This is a genomic window from Pseudomonas sp. V88_4 (assembly GCF_029967985.1).
GTDB classification, from domain to species: domain Bacteria; phylum Pseudomonadota; class Gammaproteobacteria; order Pseudomonadales; family Pseudomonadaceae; genus Aquipseudomonas; species Aquipseudomonas glycinae.
This window is the reverse complement of sequence record NZ_JASCAF010000033.1, coordinates 87056-103320: the sequence shown is the minus strand read 5'-3', so window position 1 is coordinate 103320 and position 16265 is coordinate 87056. Positions and strand designations below refer to the sequence as shown.

Annotated in this window: 14 protein-coding genes; 4 read left to right on the top strand and 10 right to left on the bottom strand. The window is 58.2% G+C overall.

The window, feature by feature from the left end; genetic code table 11:
• Window positions 1–671: RHS repeat-associated core domain-containing protein (locus tag QLG12_RS11395; RefSeq protein ID WP_282474518.1), on the top strand; the 671-nt coding region annotated here is incomplete at its 5' end.
• A gap of 6 nt (window positions 672–677) precedes the next feature.
• Complete coding sequence (locus tag QLG12_RS11390; protein WP_282474517.1) at window positions 678–1034, top strand: hypothetical protein; 357 nt, start codon at window positions 678–680, stop codon at window positions 1032–1034.
• A gap of 589 nt (window positions 1035–1623) precedes the next feature.
• Here the strand turns inward: QLG12_RS11390 and QLG12_RS11380 are convergent.
• On the bottom strand, window positions 1624–3414 hold the full coding sequence (locus QLG12_RS11380; RefSeq protein WP_282474516.1) for a bifunctional diguanylate cyclase/phosphodiesterase: 1791 nt from the start codon (window positions 3412–3414) through the stop codon (window positions 1624–1626).
• 133 nt (window positions 3415–3547) lie between these two features.
• Window positions 3548–5632 carry a carboxy terminal-processing peptidase gene (locus QLG12_RS11375; RefSeq protein WP_282474515.1) on the bottom strand — a complete coding sequence of 695 codons (2085 nt, stop codon included), beginning with the start codon at window positions 5630–5632 and terminating at the stop codon, window positions 3548–3550.
• 181 nt (window positions 5633–5813) lie between these two features.
• Here QLG12_RS11375 and QLG12_RS11370 point away from each other — a divergent pair, with 181 nt between their 5' ends.
• A complete protein-coding gene (locus tag QLG12_RS11370; protein WP_236197461.1) occupies window positions 5814–6776 on the top strand; it encodes a zinc-binding dehydrogenase in 963 nt (320 codons plus the stop codon).
• 45 nt (window positions 6777–6821) lie between these two features.
• Here QLG12_RS11370 and QLG12_RS11365 read toward each other — a convergent pair whose 3' ends face one another.
• From QLG12_RS11365 to QLG12_RS11340, 6 genes are all read right to left on the bottom strand, one after another.
• Window positions 6822–7475: an HAD family hydrolase gene (locus tag QLG12_RS11365; RefSeq protein WP_282474514.1), complete on the bottom strand. Its 654-nt coding sequence runs from the start codon at window positions 7473–7475 to the stop codon at window positions 6822–6824.
• Between the two features lie 111 nt (window positions 7476–7586).
• On the bottom strand, window positions 7587–8576 hold the full coding sequence (locus QLG12_RS11360) for an ABC transporter ATP-binding protein (RefSeq protein ID WP_197869565.1): 990 nt from the start codon (window positions 8574–8576) through the stop codon (window positions 7587–7589).
• Window positions 8573–9373 carry an ABC transporter permease gene (locus QLG12_RS11355; RefSeq protein WP_197869564.1) on the bottom strand — a complete coding sequence of 267 codons (801 nt, stop codon included), beginning with the start codon at window positions 9371–9373 and terminating at the stop codon, window positions 8573–8575. The genes QLG12_RS11360 and QLG12_RS11355 overlap by 4 nt, the downstream gene beginning before the upstream one ends.
• Entirely contained in the window at window positions 9360–10196 is an 837-nt protein-coding gene (locus QLG12_RS11350; RefSeq protein ID WP_011333175.1) for an ABC transporter permease subunit, read from the bottom strand. Before QLG12_RS11350 ends, QLG12_RS11355 begins: the two co-directional genes overlap by 14 nt.
• A 5-nt stretch (window positions 10197–10201) precedes the next feature.
• The gene (locus QLG12_RS11345) at window positions 10202–11008 is read right to left on the bottom strand and encodes an alkaline phosphatase family protein (protein WP_282474513.1); all 807 of its coding nucleotides are present in this window, start codon (window positions 11006–11008) and stop codon (window positions 10202–10204) included.
• Between the two features lie 180 nt (window positions 11009–11188).
• The gene (locus QLG12_RS11340) at window positions 11189–12253 is read right to left on the bottom strand and encodes an ABC transporter substrate-binding protein (protein ID WP_197869562.1); all 1065 of its coding nucleotides are present in this window, start codon (window positions 12251–12253) and stop codon (window positions 11189–11191) included.
• A 352-nt stretch (window positions 12254–12605) separates the two neighbouring features.
• Between QLG12_RS11340 and QLG12_RS11335 the strand changes: the two genes are divergently transcribed.
• Window positions 12606–13319 (top strand): UTRA domain-containing protein, encoded by a 714-nt coding sequence (locus tag QLG12_RS11335; protein WP_085701120.1) that lies wholly within the window; start codon window positions 12606–12608, stop codon window positions 13317–13319.
• Between the two features lie 441 nt (window positions 13320–13760).
• Here QLG12_RS11335 and QLG12_RS11330 read toward each other — a convergent pair whose 3' ends face one another.
• Together QLG12_RS11330 and QLG12_RS11325 are read right to left on the bottom strand one after the other, a co-directional pair.
• Window positions 13761–15920, bottom strand: a complete 2160-nt coding sequence (locus QLG12_RS11330; protein WP_064378703.1) for a mechanosensitive ion channel family protein — start codon at window positions 15918–15920, stop codon at window positions 13761–13763.
• Between the two features lie 76 nt (window positions 15921–15996).
• Complete coding sequence (locus tag QLG12_RS11325; protein ID WP_282474512.1) at window positions 15997–16173, bottom strand: hypothetical protein; 177 nt, start codon at window positions 16171–16173, stop codon at window positions 15997–15999.
• Between the last annotated feature and the right edge of the window lie 92 nt (window positions 16174–16265).

Here is a 16265-nt window from a genome sequence, read left to right as displayed (position 1 = left end):
ACGACCCGGACATTGGGCGGTACCTGACGCCGGATCCGGTGAAGCTGGCGGGTGGACTGAATCAGTACCGGTATGTGCCGAATCCGACGGGGTGGGTGGATCCGTTGGGGTTGACGTCCAATTGTCCGCCGCCGAACAAGCCGGGATGTCCGGTTCCGGATGGGGTGAGCGGTTCGGTTGTTGATGAGGGCGAGCCAGCGCTACCGAAGATGACGGCGCAAGAGCGGAGGGCGAGAATTGATGAGTTGGCAGAAAATATTGCATTAAAAGAGTTGAGATATATGGAAAGCGCTAACAAAAAATCTCATTTTTTACAAAAACATGGCGCTCAAACTACTCTTGCTTCGCAGCAAGAACGTCTGCTATATGCTAAAAATCCTACTACGGGTAAAGTTGAGATGAAGCTAAATAAAAAAACTAAACTTTTGGAACCAAGCATTCCGCGAGCTGCAACTAAATTTATGAGTCATAGGGATCAATTGAATGCAATTAATCGTGCTAAATTAATTTTCCGACGGACTGGGAGTCTATCGCTTTCATCGCTCCCAGTAGAAATGGGAAGAAAGGTTGGAGAGGGGTATAGAGGGAAGCAAGTGGAATATATAGAGCCAACAAGAACTGTCGTTATACTCGATAGTCATGGTGAGGCTATAACGGCTTATGTGGATTGATATAAAATGAAACGTAATCCAAATCTTTCAATTTTGCCTGGCTTTCTATTTATCTTCGATATTGATTATCCTCACGAAGGGGCCGTTGAAGAACTAATATGTCTGGTTGATGTAAATGACTCTTCTGATTTGATTAGAGTTTTTGATGCTGTTCTGAAACCGGAATTTGTTGGGTACTCTGAATCGGATAGGTGTTGGATAATTGATACGATTTCCTATTATTTGGAAAGAGGAGAAACATTTGTTGAGGTTTTGGAAAAGAGGAGTTTTTTATTTTCTGACGAGATAGTCGATGGGCGTGGCTTTATGCGCGTGTTGCTAGAATGTCTTTCCTTATATCAGGCTGAGATAGGTAAAGATTAAAAATCTATAGAAATACATTCTACCTTTGAGGTTTTTGTATTTAGGGTTTTTGGTAGGTTGGTTGTTTATTTGGTCATTTATAATGATGGTGAAAATTGTGGGAGCTAATGTATTTAACCAAAGCCAGTTTGTCACGTTTTCGATCGCGGTGAAGTGATGTTAAAAGATCCATATTTAAATGAATAGTTTGAACCGGATTTGATGTGGTTTATAGGCGTTTTCGACGTTTATGATCGGGAGGAAACTCGAGGTGCGGAACTCGAGGTTTACAATCCTAATGATTCCGCTGATAGAGAGCTTCTTATCAGGAAGTATTGTCTTAATCTGCCATACCTTTTCTATAGGCATAAGCTAGTGCTAGTTGAAAGTTTGGAGTTGCTGCTCTTGGAGCAAAATTATGACTTTCAAGAGTAATTCGAGGTCGATGAATACGAAGCAGCAAGTTGGCCGCGGGGAGAATGGTACTCTCTAGAAGATCCACGCGGCTTCTTCCAGGATATCTATAAGTTTGCGAAGGAAGCTTGGAGGGAGGATCTTGCGAAAGCCGCTGGAGAGGATCGGTCAACATGGTAGTTATCGAGCCTTTAAATCAGCGATGACCTGAAACGAGCGCCTCGTTAAAAGGTAGCGCACGTATGCTATCGATAACATGCACGCTATACCCCGGAACATTCTTCGCATGATGCTTCGCCTGCGAAGCCATCTCCGCCAACTGGCTCGCATCCAGTTGCGCACACGCTTCAGGATGCAAATGCACCACGCCAATGGACAATGACAGCAACGGAAACTCCTGACGAATGCCTTGGCGATTCGGCGCAACAAAACACCCAGCCTCCAGATGTTCCGGGCGGTAGAAACGCCGGCATTGGCTCTGGAAATCATCAAGCAATTGGTTCAGCCGTTTGCGCCAATCCTCCGGGCCGAGCACCAACAGGAAATCGTCACCACCGATGTGCCCGACGAAATCGCGGGACGGGTCGACGCGTTCGTTGAGGCATTGCGCCAGACACAGCAATACCTCATCCCCACGCCCATACCCATAGATATCGTTAAAGGGTTTGAAGCTGTCGATGTCGACATAACAAATGACCGACTCCCGTCCCTGTTGCAGCAACCGCGTCAGGCATTGCTGAATCGGCACATTCCCCGGCAGCAAGGTCAGCGGATTGGCATAGCGGGCCTGCTGGATTTTCAGTTCAGTAATCAGTTTGAGCACATCAATCACCCGCCCCAGGCCCAGGTAGCTGCCGTTGAGGGTGATGATGAAATCCTCTTCGATGCGTTGCCGGGCGCGGCTGGTGATCAGGCGGCTGACCTGTTGCAGCGACTGGCTCATTTCCACGGCGAGGAAGTCGTCGTTCATCAGGCGGCTGATCGGTTTGCGGGCGAACAGGTCGGTGGCGAACGGTTTGAGCAGCGCATCGGATAACGAGTGACGATGAACGATGCCGCACGGCTGACCCTGTTCGTCGAGCACCGCCAGCGAGTTCAGGTTGGCCTGGCGGCGGAAGGCTTCCAGTACGGTGGCAGTCGGTGTGTCGCGATTCACGGCCGGTTGATCGTTGAGCAGAGCGCTGAGATCGCTGCCCTCATCGTTCAGTGCAACGGCGCTGCTATCGTGTTTGGGCATCGAGGCGCGGGCATCGTGCGGCGGGTGTTCCTGAGGGCGACCCAGCAGGTATCCCTGCACCAGATCGACACCCATCTCGGTCAGCACCGCCAACTCTTCCGGCAACTCGATGCCTTCGGCAATCACTTGAGCTCGCGAGGCCTTGGCGATTTGCAGGATCGATCCGACGAACTCGCGCTTCAATGCGTCCTGATGAATGCCATCGATAAAGTGCCGGTCGATCTTCACGTAGTCCGGCCGCAGCTCCGACCACAGGCGTAGGCTCGAATAACCGGCCCCAAGATCATCGAGGGCGATCGAAAACCCCATCGCCCGATAGTGATGCAGTGCGGTTTGCAGCAACTGGAAATCATCGATTGGCGTCTGTTCGGTGAGTTCGATCACCACCTGACTCGGTGGAATGCCGAAATCCTGAAGCAGCTGCAGCGTGCGCCCCGGCTGGTGCGCGGCTTCAAGCAAGGATTCGGGAGAGACGTTGAGAAACAGCTTGCCGGGCAATTGCTGTTCGTTGAAACGACGACACGCGCTTTGGCGGCAGGCGATTTCCAGTTCGCTCAAGCGCCCGGCCTGGCGGGCTACGGCGAACAGGGCAATGGGGGAGTGCAGTGGGCTGTTGGACGGGCCGCGCGTCAGGGCTTCGTAGCCGAGAATGCGCCGTTCGGAGAGGCAAATGATCGGCTGGAACAGGCTGTGTAATCCGCTTTGAGTCAGGATCGAGCTCAAAGCACTCAGCTGTTCGGTCGTGGTCATGGCAATCTCTGGCGATAAAAAAGGACCGGGAGCGTTCTCGATGAAGAGAACCGCTCCCAGTCCTTTATTGCACGACAGAATGATGACTGTTTGATGACGATCCGGGGATCATCAGAATTAAATTGCCATCACCTTACTTCTTTGCGACCTGGTTGCTCAGCTTCAGGTAATCCAGCAGCACGCGCCCGGTTTCGCTCAGGTAGGCGTCGTCTTCCGGTTTGACCTTGTCCGGCTCGGCGGCTGCCAGGGCGTCGTCGTCTTCTTTTTTCAGCTCTTTGAGCGGTTCTTCGCCTTTGGCCTTGCGACGGATGTTTTCCATCGCCAGTTGCTTGGCGTCGATGTCGGCGTGCTGGGCACGGCGTTCGGCTTCATTGAGGCTGACGGTTTTTTCTTCCAGCAGCTTCTGCGCCAAGGCCAGCTTGTCGCGGATGAACACGAACTCCGCGTCCTTGGCGGAACGGGTGTCATGCTCGGATTTCAGCTGGGCCAGGTACGGCTTGAACGGATCGCTCGCCGGTTTGATCGCCGCACGGATGGTGTCCCACGGCATGGCTTCCGGCAGGGCGCTTTCGCCGATTTCCTTGGTGTCGATGATCGACGGGTAATCGATGTCCGGCAGTACGCCCTGATGCTGGGTGCTCTGACCGGAAACCCGGTAGAACTTGGCCAGGGTCAGTTTCAGTTCGCCATGGTTCAGCGGCTGAATGGTCTGCACGGTGCCTTTGCCGAAGGTCTGGCCACCGATGATCAGCGCACGATGGTAGTCCTGCATGGCGCCGGCGAAGATCTCCGAAGCCGAGGCGGACAGGCGGTTGACCAGCAGCGCCATCGGGCCCTTGTAGAACGCGCCCGGGTTTTCATCCTCAAGTACATCGACCCGGCCATCCGCGTTACGCACGAGCACGGTCGGGCCCTTGTCGATGAACAGGCTGGTCAGCTCGGTCGCTTCCTGCAGGGAACCGCCGCCGTTGTTGCGCAGGTCGATGACCACGCCGTCGACTTTCTCTTTCTGCAGTTCGGTCAGCAGTTTCTTGACGTCGCGAGTGGTGCTCTTGTAGTCCGGATCGCCAGCACGGAAGGCCTTGAAGTCGAGGTAAAACGCCGGAATCTCGATCACGCCGAGCTTGTAGTCCTTGCCGTCCTGTTTCAGGTTCAGCACGGATTTCTTCACGGCCTGGTCTTCGAGCTTCACCGCTTCGCGGGTGATCTGCACGATCTTGCTGGTCTGGTCGTTCGGCGCATTGCTGGCCGGGATGACTTCCAGACGCACCACGGTGCCTTTCGGCCCGCGGATCAGCTTGACCACTTCGTCCAGGCGCCAGCCGACCACGTCGACCATCTCTTTGTTGCCTTGGGCAACGCCGATGATCTTGTCGGCCGGTGCAACCTGCTTGGTCTTGTCGGCCGGACCTGCCGGCACCAGACGCACGACTTTCACCTGATCGTTGTCGCTCTGCAACACGGCGCCGATGCCCTCGAGGGACAGGCTCATGTTGATGTCGAAGTTCTCCGCGTTATCCGGCGACAGATAGTTGGTGTGCGGATCGTAAGACATGGCGAAGGTGTTGATGTACGCCTGGAAGATGTCTTCGGCGCGGGTCTGGTCCAGACGCGCCAGTTGATTCTTGTAGCGCTTGGTCAGGGTTTCCTGGATCTGCTTCGGCTCTTTGCCGGCGATCTTCTGCCGCAGCACTTCGTCCTTGACGCGTTTGCGCCACAGGTCATCGAGTTCGGCGGTGGACTTGAGCCACGGAGCGTCCTTGCGATCGATCAGCAAGGTTTCCTTGGTGGTGAAGTCCATCTTGTCGACGCCTTTGTTCAGCTCGGCAAGGGCGAAGTCCAGACGCGCCTTCACGCGATCCAGATAGCGCTTGTAGATGGTGAACCCGGCGTTGAGGTCGCCGCTCTTGAGGAAGTCGTCGAACTGGGTCTTCCACTTGTCGAATTCGGCGATGTCGCTGGCCATGAAATAGCTGCGCGACGGATCGAGCAGCTTGATGTAGCTGTCGTAGATGATCACCGAGCGCGCATCGTCGAGCGGCGGCTTGCTGTAGTGGTGACGCTTGAGCAACTCGACGACGTTCAGACTGGCGATCACTTCGTCGCGATCAGGCTGTAACTTGTCCCAGCTGTTGGCTGCGAATGTGGTGCCCGACACCGGCAACAGACCGATACCGATGAAAAGAGCGAGGGCGGTGCTGGGGAGCAGATGCTTCATGCTGATTCGACGCGGGGACAATTGATAACGCATATTAGGCCGTCTTTGAAGTCGCCGGTACCTCTACGCTCTGTACGATAACTGCTGTTCAGCGTTCGTTCAGACCCCAGGGCCGGTCGCATAATGCAAAAAGCCCGGCGCTACAGCTTCGGGCTCAGTCCAGACTCACTATGGAGGCACTGTGAAGGCATTGCAAGGCGTTGAAGGTCAAGTGGCATGGGTTGATGAACCAAGTCCTACATGTGATGTAGGACAAGTTCGCATCCGGGTGGCGGCAGCGGGCCTCAATCGCGCGGATTTATTACAGAAAGCCGGACTTTATCCACCCCCTCCAGGTGCCAGCCAAGTGCTGGGTCTTGAATGCTCCGGGGTGATCAGCGAGGTCGGTGCGGGCTCGTCCTGGCAGGTCGGTGACCGGGTCTGCGCCTTGCTGGCCGGGGGCGGGATGGCGCAAGAGGTGGTCGTCGACGGACGGCATGTGCTGCCAGTTCCGGAAGGCGTGTCGCTGATTGAAGCGGCGGCGTTGCCCGAGGTGTACGCGACCGTCTGGCTGAATGTGTTTCAACTCGCTGCGCTCAAACCGGGTGAGAAAGTTCTTCTGCACGCCGGGGCCAGTGGCATCGGCTCGGCCGCCATTCAACTGTGCAAGGCTTTCGGCAACCCGTGCTGGGTCAGCGTCGGCTCGGCTGAGCGGCTAGCGTACTGCGAATCGCTGGGTGCCCAGGGCGGGGTGGTGCGCACCGACGATCTGGAAAGCCTGCGGGATTTCGGGCCGTTCGATGTGATTCTGGATCCGGTGGGCGGCAATTACTCGGCGTTGAATCTGAAGTTGCTGGCCCAGGACGGACGCTGGGTGCTGATCGGCCTGATGGGCGGCCGCGAGGCAAAACTGGATCTGGCCCAGGTGCTGGCCAAGCGCGTGCAACTGCTGGGCTCGACCCTGCGCAGCCGTGACGACCAGTTCAAGGCCGATCTGTTCAGCGATCTGAGCCAGCACGTGTGGCCGCTGTTTTCCGAAGGGCGCCTGAAACCGCAACTGGCCAAGGCGTTCCCGATCAAGGATGCCGAGGCTGCGTTTGCAGAGCTTGCGAGCAACACGGTGGCAGGGAAGCTGGTGCTGGTGATCGACGAAAGCCTGAGCTGATCATCAATGCTTGTGGGAGCAAGTCTGCTCCCACAAGACCATCGCTTACTTCCAGAGGTGGATCGGCCAGCCGGACTTCTCGGCCTCTGCCAGCAACACCGGATCCGGATTGACCACATGCGGGTAATCCACCTTCAGCAGCAGCGGCAGATCATTGCGTGAGTCGGAATAGAAACTCGCGCCCTCAAGATTTTCCTCTTCGGCATCCAGCCATTCCAGCAAGCGGGTGATCTTGCCTTCGCGGTAGGTCAGCGTGCCCACGGTGTGGCCGCTGTACACGCCATGCGCCACTTCCAGTTCGATTCCCAGCACCTCGTCGATGCCCAGTCGATCGGCAATCGGTTTGACCAGGTGCGTGCCCGAGGCCGATATCACCAGAATCCGGTCACCGGCCTTGCGGTGGGCGGCGATGGTCTTGGTGGCGTCGCTGAAGATGATCGGCTCGATAAAATCTTCAACCCATGGGCCAACCAAGTGCTCGACTTCTTCCGGGGTGCGACCGATCAGCGGTTCGAGGCTGAAGTCCATGTAGTCTTCCATGCGCAACTTGCCATGGCTGTAGGCGTCCATCAGCTCGTTGTTCCGGCGCATGAACGGCTCGGGATCGACCCAACCCAGGCGCCCCATCTGCTCGCTCCAGAGAGTGGCGCAGTCGCCGTGGATGAGGGTTTCGTCCAGATCAAAAATTGCCAGGGCCATCGGTTCTCTCCGAGAACAGCTGCAAGCTACAAGCTTCGAGCAGCAAGAATTGGAATCAGGTATGCCGCAGTCTACCGCTTGAAGCTTGTAGCTCGCAGCTTGCAGCTGTTTTCAAGCTACCTCGCACAGGGCGGTGGGATCGATGGAAAGCGACAGGCGCTGACCATCGGGATGCAGATCCGCCGCCGAACGGTTGAGCACATCCACCACCAGTTCCACGCCCCGGGCTTCGACGCGGTAGCGAATCACGTTGCCCAGCAGGCTGTGGCTGCGAATCTGCGCATCGGGCTCGCCGCTGAGGCTCAATTCGATGGCCTCAGGGCGAATCGCGATGCGGTGGTTGATCGGCCGCTGCAACAGCTTTGACGCACTCTCGGCATCCAGCAGGTTGTAGTTGCCGATGAAGCCGGCGGCGAATACGTCGACCGGGGCGGTGTAGAGGGTTTCGGCGTCGCCGCTTTGTACGATCTTTCCCTGATTCATCAGGAAAATCCGGTCAGACATGGTCAGGGCTTCTTCCTGATCGTGTGTGACGAAAATCGTGGTCAGGCCCAGTTCGCGCTGGATCTGACGGATCTGTTCGCGCAAGTGTTTGCGAATCCGTGCATCGAGGGCCGACAGCGGTTCATCCAGCAGCAACAGGCGCGGACGGGTCACCAGCGAACGGGCGAGGGCGACACGCTGACACTGTCCACCGGACAGCTGATGCGGATAGCGACTGGCGAAATCGTTGAGTTCAACCAGTTTCAACACTTCGGCAACCCGCTTGTGGCTGTCGTCGGCGTTGACCTTTTGCATGCGCAAACCGAAGGCGACGTTCTGTTCGACGGTCATGTTGGGGAACAGCGCATAGCTTTGGAACACCATGCCGATCCCGCGCTTCTGCGGGGTGAGCGGCACGATGTCGATGCCATCGAGCAGAATTTTGCCGCCATCCACCGGCGTCAGCCCGGCTATGCAGCGCAGCAGGGTGGACTTGCCGCAACCGGACGGGCCGAGCAGGGTGACGAATTCACCTTTCTGGATTTCGCAGTTGATGTCGCTGAACACGGTGGTGCCGGCGTAGTTTTTCTGAAGGTGTTGGACGCTGACATAGCTCATTCGCTTTTGTCCTTGTTCAAGATGTTGGCGACCCAGGTCAGGACCAGCACGAAAAAGAAGTAGGAGATCACCAGCGCACTGGTGAAGTGGCCGCTGCTGTTGCGCATGTTGTTGAGGTAGACCTGCAGGGTTTCGTAGCGGGTGCCGACCAGAATGTTGGCGAACACGAACTCACCGAACAGGAACGAGAACGACAACAGCAATGCGATCATCAGGCCCTTGCGCAGGTTCGGCAGCACCACCAGGAAAGCTGCCTGAAAGGTGCTGGCGCCGAGCAGTTGGGCAGCGTCCATCAGGTCACGCAGGTTGATCGCTTGCAGGTTGTTGGTGATGGCCCGGTACATGAACGGCAGCGCCACGGTGAAGTAGCACCCGATCAGGATCCACGGCGTGCCGACCATCGCAAATGGCCCGGAACCGTAGAGCTGCAACAGCCCCACCGACGACACCACCGGTGGCACTGCGAAGGGCAGCAGGATCAGGATGTTCATCAGCGCATCGAGTTTCGGGAAGTGGTAATGCACCACGAACAGCAGCGGCAGGATCAGCACCACCGACAGGATCAGCGCCCCGACGCACACCAGCAGCGACTGGCCGAAGGCGTGCAGAAAGCGCGGATCGCTCCACAACTGGATGTACCACTTGAGGGTGAAACCGCTGGGCAGGATGGTGGCCGACCAACTGCTGGCAATCGAGTAGATCAGCGTGCCCACCAGCGGCAGCAGCAGGATGGCGAACAACAGATAGACCACGACGCGGTGGTAGACGCCGGCCGGGCCGGATTCAGCGCGAGACATGGTAGCTCCTCTTCAACAGCAGTTGATGCACGACGGTCACCAGGGTCATCAGCGCCACCAGCACCACGGCCAGGGCGCTGGCCAGGTTCGGGTCGAGGGAAATGTCGCCGGATACCATCGCCGCAATCCGGATCGGCAATACGTTGAAGTTGCCGGTGGTCAGAGCGTAGACCGTGGCGTAGGCGCCGAGGGCGTTGGCCAGCAGGATCACGAAGGTGCCAAGCAGGGCCGGGGTCAGTACCGGCAGGCCGATGTGGCGCCAGAACTGCCAGCTGTCGGCGCCGAGCAGTGCGGCGGATTCGCGCCAGTCTTCACGCAGGGCGTCGAATGCCGGATAAAGCAGCAACACGCCGAGGGGAATCTGGAAGTAGGTGTAGAGGATGATCAACCCGGTTTTCGAATACAGGTTGAAGTCCTCGATGATCCCGGCCTGCTTCAGCATGATGGTGATGCTGCCGTTGAAGCCGAGCAGGATGATGAACGCAAACGCCAGGGGCACGCCGGCGAAGTTGCTGGTCATGTTGGCGAAGGCGTTGACGAAGTTGCGCAGTTTCGAATCGACCCGGCGCAGGGAGTAGGCGCCCAGCACCGCGATGATGATCCCGAATACACTCGACCAGAAACTGATTTCGAGGCTGTACTGGATCGCCTGCAGATAGAACTTCGAATTGAAGATCTTGCTGAAGTTGGCAAAGCCCCAACCGAATTCTTCCGATTGCAGGCTGTTGATCATCACCCAGATCAGCGGGGCGATTTCGAATACGATAAAGAACAGTGCGAAAGGCACCAGGCACAGGGCGGCCAGCCATTTGCCGCGAGTCATTGAGTTCACTTGAGCAACTCCCGGCACACAGGTTTGTCGTGGGGCACGCCGAGCAGCTCGCAGACGGTGCCGCAGATGTCGGTCTGCTTCGGTGCGGCATCGGCTTTCAGGCTGAAGGCGTCGCCGAGTACGAACAGCGGAACCTGGCGTTCTTCCGGCAGCAGGCCGTTGTGCGAGCGGTCGTTGTTCATGCCATGGTCGGCGGTCACCAGCACCTGGCAGCCGGCATCGAGCCAGCCTTGCAGGTAGTCGGCGAGGATGATGTCGGCGCTGCGCGCACTGTTGCGGTATTGCGGAGTGTCGACGCCGTGTTTGTGGCCGGCGTCGTCGATGTTCATCGGGTGGATCAGCAGAAAGTCCGGGGCATGGCGCAGGCGCAGGTTTTCGGCGTCGGCGAGCAGGTGCGAGTCCGGATAGTGATCGTTCCAGTAGAAGTGGCCATGCTGGATCGGTAGCGTCGGGTCATCTGTATGACGATCTCTGGCGGCTACGAACGGCGAGCGGTTGTACAGCTCGCTGACCCAGTGGTACGCCGCGGCGGCGGTTTTCAGACCGGCATCGCGGGCGTAGTGATAGATGCTGCGCTGATTGGACAGGCGCGAGACGTTGTTGTGGACGATGCCGCTGTCGATCGGCGGTACGCCCGTGAGGATGCATTCGTAAAGCGGTCGGGACAGGGCCGGCAGCTCGCACTCCAGTTGGTAGAGCGCGGCGCGTCCTGCGCCAACGTAAGCCTGCAGATGCCCCATGGCGTGACGCGCGACCTCGTAATTGAGGCCGTCGAGCACGACAAGGATGACGGTGTGCTTCATAGGGGCAAAAACTCCGCGAAACAATAAATCGGAAAACTCGAAATCAACACGGATCCTGTGGGAGCGGGCTTGCCCGCAAAGGCGTCATGCAATTCAACACATTTGTTGAATGTGAAATTGCCATCGCGGGCAAGCCCGCTCCCACAGAGTTTTGCGTCAAACCCTGTTGGGTTTACGGGCTTACTTCATTTCTACGATGACTTCTTCGTTCCACTTCTGCGGCAGGGCCTTGGAGGTTTTCTCCCAAGCATCGGCGTCCTTGATCGGTGTGACCTTCTTGTACTGCTCGTTCGGCAGCAGCTTGGCTTTCACGTCTTCCGGCAGTTGCAGGTGCTCGGCGCGGATCGGGCGAGCGTTGCCGCGGGCGAGGTTGGTCTGGCCGGCGTCGCTGAAGATGTATTCGCGGGTCAGCTTGGCGGCGTTCGGGTTCTTCGCGTATTTGTTGATGATGGTGGTGTAGCCGGAAATCACCGAACCGTCGGACGGGATCAGCACCACGTAGTCATCCGGGTTGGCCATCTTGGCCTTGTAGCTCAGGCCGTTGAAGTCCCAGACCACGCCGACTTCGATCTCGCCTTTTTCCATGGTGGCGATGGTCGGGTTGGCCATCGACAGGCGACCCTGCTTGGCGATGTCTGCGAACAGCAGCAGGGCAGGCTGAAGGTTTTTCTCGTCACCGCCGTTGGCCAGTGCTGCGGCGAGCACGCCATTGGCAGCTTGTGCGGCAGTGCTCACGTCACCGATGGAAACCTTGTATTTGCCGCCCTTGAGGTCAGCCCATTTGGTCGGTACTTCGGAACCGTGCAGCAGCTTCTTGTTGACGATGAAGGCGATGGTGCCGGTGTAGGCCAGCGCCCAGTTGCCGTCCTTGTCCTTGGCCCAGTCCGGCACTTGATCCCAGGTGCTCGGCTTGTACGGTTGCACCACGCCTTGCTTGACCGCGATCGGGCCGAAGGCCGCGCCGACATCGCCGATGTCGGCGGTGGCGTTGTCTTTTTCGGCGGCGAACTTGGCGATTTCCTGGGCCGAACTCATGTCGGTGTCGATGTGCTTGAGGCCATATTTGTTGGCCAGGTCTTCCCAGGTACCTTTCCAGTTGGCCCAGTCATCGGGCATGCCGACGCTGTTGACGGCACCTTCCGCTTTCGCAGCGGCTTCGAGGGTTTTCAGATCATCAGCCGCCATGGCGGCGGTGCACATGGCAATGGTCGAGCCTAACAGTGTTGCCAGGAAAAGCTGTTTCATTCCGAAGCTCCTTGGTCGTGTTCAACGCTGCGATTGCGGTTTGTGTTGGTCTAGGTCAGCAATACCTGAGCCAATTTAAGGTGGCCGGATGACACTTTGATGTCGGCGATGGGTCGCACAGCCTTTTCTTTCTCCGGTATCGACGAGTGCCCGGTAAGCGTAGACCACCCGCAAAGTCCCGGTGGACAAGGGACTTGGCCGATGTATTGCAAGTTGTCAGGGCGACCGTTCGGTAGTTTTGTCATCTCTCGGTCATCTGCACTGCCTAGGCTTGCAACACGACCAAGCGGCGCTATCGCTGTGCGGTTTTTGCCCCGAAACAGTGCTGGTCTAGTCCAGATAGGTAACGTTGATGCGCGATGAGGCAACAAAAGCGGTGACAGCCATTGGCCAGATCCTTCAGGAACAACTCGACCATGGGTTGCTCGCAGCGGGGAGCAAACTGCCAGCGGAGCGCAAGCTCAGCGAGTTGTTCGGCACGACCCGGATTACGGTGCGTGAAGCCTTGTTGCAGTTGGAGGCGCAGGGCCAGATTTATCGCGAGGAGCGTCGGGGCTGGTTCGTGTCGCCGCCGCGTCTGGCTTACAACCTGATGCAGCGCAGTCACTTTCACGCGATGGTCAGTGCGCAGGGGCGGGTGCCGTCGACCGAGGTGATTTCGGCGCGGTTGCAGCCGGCGTCAGCGGCGGTGTGTGCGTGGTTGCAGTTGCCGGCGTTGTCGAGCGTGATTCAGATTTGCCGGTCGCGGCGGATCGATGGGCGGCTGGTGTTGTATGTGGAGCATTATCTGAATCCGCAGTTTTTTCCGGGGATTCTCGAGTTTGATCTGAATCAGTCGATTACCGAGCTGTATGCGCGGCATTACGATTTGCACTATGGGCGGGTGCGGTTCGAGATTGTGCCTACGTCTTTATCGGTCGATGCGGCGGCGGCGTTGCGGGTTTCGGTGGGGAGTCCGGGGTTGAGGATTGCTCGGGTTAATTATGATCAGGCTGGGCGGTTGATTGACTGTGATCTGGAGTTTTGGCGGCATGATGCGATTCACGTGGGGGTTGATGTGGTTTGACCTTGGCGGCCTCTGGGCCGACCAGGTTTTGGGTTGTTTTGGGTGAATATCCGTTGCTTCGGGTGCTGCCGCTGACGGTTTCGCCCTTACGGCGAGTCACTTTGGCAAACGCCCCAAAGTAACCAAAACGCTGGGCCCCTGCGTTCGGCACCTCGCTGAGGCTCGGTGTTCCTTCGTTCCGGGATTCATCCGGGGGCATCGCCTACGGTTTGCTTCGCTGCACCTCCTCTCGATGCATGCGGCTGCGCCGCACGGTCGCTGCGCTCCCACCCCCGGATAAATCCCTCCACTCAGCCGGCCGATGGGGCCGGCACGTCAAGAGCGGAACTCGATCTAACGCTCATTGTTTTGAGTGGTGGGAGGGCATATGTGTTGCTTTTGCTCTCTGTGGGAGCTGGCTTGCCAGCGATGAGGGCCTTGAGGTCGGCCCGATTCTCCGGCCTATTCTTGAGTTTGGCCACCGCCGCCTGCTGTGATGACTTGCACGTTCATTCTTGGGGTTGCGAGGTCCAGGCCGGCTTCATCCAGATGTCGTTTGAGCGACAGATTGAACGCCCGTGAAACTTCCCATTGTTTGATCGGTGCGGTCTTGAACCGGGCGCGCAATATCGCGTTGCCGGATTCAAAGCTTTCCACGCCCTGAAATTCCAGTGGCGACCAGATGTTGCGCCGCTGCAACGGATCTGTGCGCATTTTCTGGCCGACGTCGCGCATCAGTTTGATGGCTTCGTCGATGCTCATGTTGAACGGCACAGCCACGCGGAAGATCGCGTAGCCGAATTCCCGTGAGTAGTTTTTGATGCTTTTGATTTCGCTGAACGGGATGGTGTGGACGATGCCGTCGATGTCTCGCAGGCGTACGGTGCGGATGGTCAGGCCTTCGACGGTGCCCAGGTGGCCGCCGACGTCGACGTAGTCGTCGATGGCCAGGGAGTCTTCGATGATGATGAACAGGCCGGTGATCAGGTCGGCCACCAGTGACTGGGCGCCGAAGCCGATCGCCAGACCGATCACGCCGGCACCGGCCAGCAGGGGCGTGACGTTCATGCCCATGTTTGCCAGGGCGACGATCAGGGCGATGATGAAGATCGCCACGAACAGTACGTTGCGGATCAGCGGCATCATGGTTTGCGCGCGGGCGTTGGCCAGGCCTTTGCGGGAGCGGGTGAGGGCGTGGTGCACGGCGGTGTCGCTGAGGATCCAGATCAGCCAGGCGAAGATCAATGTACCGATCAGGCTGAACAGTTTGACGCTGACGTCGTGGCCTTCGCCTTCGGTGAAGCCGATCAGCGACATGCCCCACACCCGCAGGCCGAGTTCGATGAAGGCCAGCCACACCAGCAAATGGGCGAGGGTATAAAAGAAGCTTTTCAGGCGCTCGGAATACAGCGCGTGGCGTTTCGGCCCGCGTTGGGGTTTGAGGGCGTGGCGACGGACGAGGCCGTTGATGACCATGCACAACACCAGCAGCACGGTGCAAATCAGCGACTGGCGCAGGGCGGTGCTGGTGTCGCCGGCGGAGACGAAGGTGGCGAACAGCGAAATACCCACCAGCACCAGCGCCGGGACGTACCAGAAGGTGCCGAGGATTTCGATGGTGTCGCTCAGGGCGCGGCGGGTCAGGCGGCGGGACAGCGGTTGGTTGCGGATCAGGTGGGCGATCGGCCGGCGGAAACGCAGGATGAACAGACCGGTCGACAGCGCCGCGAGGACGTTGGCGACTGTAGCGGCGGTGTGGGCCAGGTGCACGCCGAGACCGGCCACCAGTCGCGGATCGCTCAGGGCTTCACCGAACGCGGCGAAGCTGCCGATCAGCCACAGCGGCCGAAAGGCCTGGTGACGCAGGATGTACAGCGCGCGATGACGGTGCGGGCCGTCGAGTACGGAAAAGGCAATCACGCAGATGGCCGAGAAGCAGGTGCCGACCACTAGCGCATAAGCCAGCACCATCGCCAGGCTTTTGCCCAGCGACGATGGCAGCGCGTAACTCATGTACACGGTGATGACCAGGGCGATCATCCACGGCCCGAGCTTGCGCAGGGCGAAGCGCAGCATGTCGAGGGCTCGGGGATGTTGCGGCAGTTCTTCAGTCAGACCGAAGCGCATGCGTACCCGATGACCAAGCCAGATCAGCGCGGCGGCGAGCAGGCTCCAGACGGCGAGGATCACGGCGAAGGCGAAGATGATCGGCAGCCATTCGCTGGCCGGCAGCATCAGGCCTTTGAGTTCGTCCTGGGCCATGTCGAATTCGGCAGACCAGCGATTGAGCGGACTGTCGGCGCCAGAGAATTGTTTTTCGAAAGTGGCGAGGGTGCCGCCGATCAGTCCCAGCACCCCTTCTTCCGGGGTGGCCTGGGCTTTTTTCGTGGCATCGCGCAGTTTCTTCAGGTCGGTCAGCAACTGGGCACGTTGCTTGTCGTTTTCCAGCGACTTGATGACTTCGTCCAACGACTGGCCGAGCGGTTCCTGAGCTTCGGGCTGAGTCTTGCCGGAACCCGTGAGCAGTCCCGGCAGACCGGCGGCGTCGGCAGGTGCCGGCGACATCAGGGTCATCAGACAGACAAGAAAGAGGCAGGGCAGGGCAAAAAGACGAGCGAACACTAGGCGGTCAACCTCGCAAGGGGCGGATCGGGCGAGTGTACGAGCCCGCCAGATTCAATGCGAGCCGGGCGCGGATTTATTCGTTGAGTTTGGCCAGGATCTTGTAGACCACGGTGGCCAGGATCATCAGCATGCCGATCCACATGGCGAACACACCGACGTTCTTGTCACGGAAATTGAAGCCGATGGCCAGCAGAATCATTCCGCCGAGGATGGGAATGAGCATGGAGTGAAACGCAGACATCGAGATCATGGCGACAGCCTTGTCGAAAGGGATTATTCAAGTCTAGGTGGGTTTTCGATGGACGGTGCTGATGTGTATCAGAAATGAGCCGGTTCTACAGG

Excerpts from the sequence above, each read along its gene's own strand:
- QLG12_RS11375 (WP_282474515.1), bottom strand. The coding sequence starts at position 5,632 with ATGAAGCATCTGCTCCCCAGCACCGCCCTCGCTCTTTTCATCGGTATC.
- QLG12_RS11350 (WP_011333175.1), bottom strand. The coding sequence starts at position 10,196 with ATGACTCGCGGCAAATGGCTGGCCGCCCTGTGCCTGGTGCCTTTCGCA.
- QLG12_RS11380 (WP_282474516.1), bottom strand. The coding sequence starts at position 3,414 with ATGACCACGACCGAACAGCTGAGTGCTTTGAGCTCGATCCTGACTCAA.
- QLG12_RS11390 (WP_282474517.1), top strand. The coding sequence starts at position 678 with ATGAAACGTAATCCAAATCTTTCAATTTTGCCTGGCTTTCTATTTATC.
- QLG12_RS11325 (WP_282474512.1), bottom strand. The coding sequence starts at position 16,173 with ATGATCTCGATGTCTGCGTTTCACTCCATGCTCATTCCCATCCTCGGC.
- QLG12_RS11340 (WP_197869562.1), bottom strand. The coding sequence starts at position 12,253 with ATGAAACAGCTTTTCCTGGCAACACTGTTAGGCTCGACCATTGCCATG.
- QLG12_RS11335 (WP_085701120.1), top strand. The coding sequence starts at position 12,606 with ATGCGCGATGAGGCAACAAAAGCGGTGACAGCCATTGGCCAGATCCTT.
- QLG12_RS11365 (WP_282474514.1), bottom strand. The coding sequence starts at position 7,475 with ATGGCCCTGGCAATTTTTGATCTGGACGAAACCCTCATCCACGGCGAC.
- QLG12_RS11345 (WP_282474513.1), bottom strand. The coding sequence starts at position 11,008 with ATGAAGCACACCGTCATCCTTGTCGTGCTCGACGGCCTCAATTACGAG.
- QLG12_RS11360 (WP_197869565.1), bottom strand. The coding sequence starts at position 8,576 with ATGAGCTATGTCAGCGTCCAACACCTTCAGAAAAACTACGCCGGCACC.
- QLG12_RS11355 (WP_197869564.1), bottom strand. The coding sequence starts at position 9,373 with ATGTCTCGCGCTGAATCCGGCCCGGCCGGCGTCTACCACCGCGTCGTG.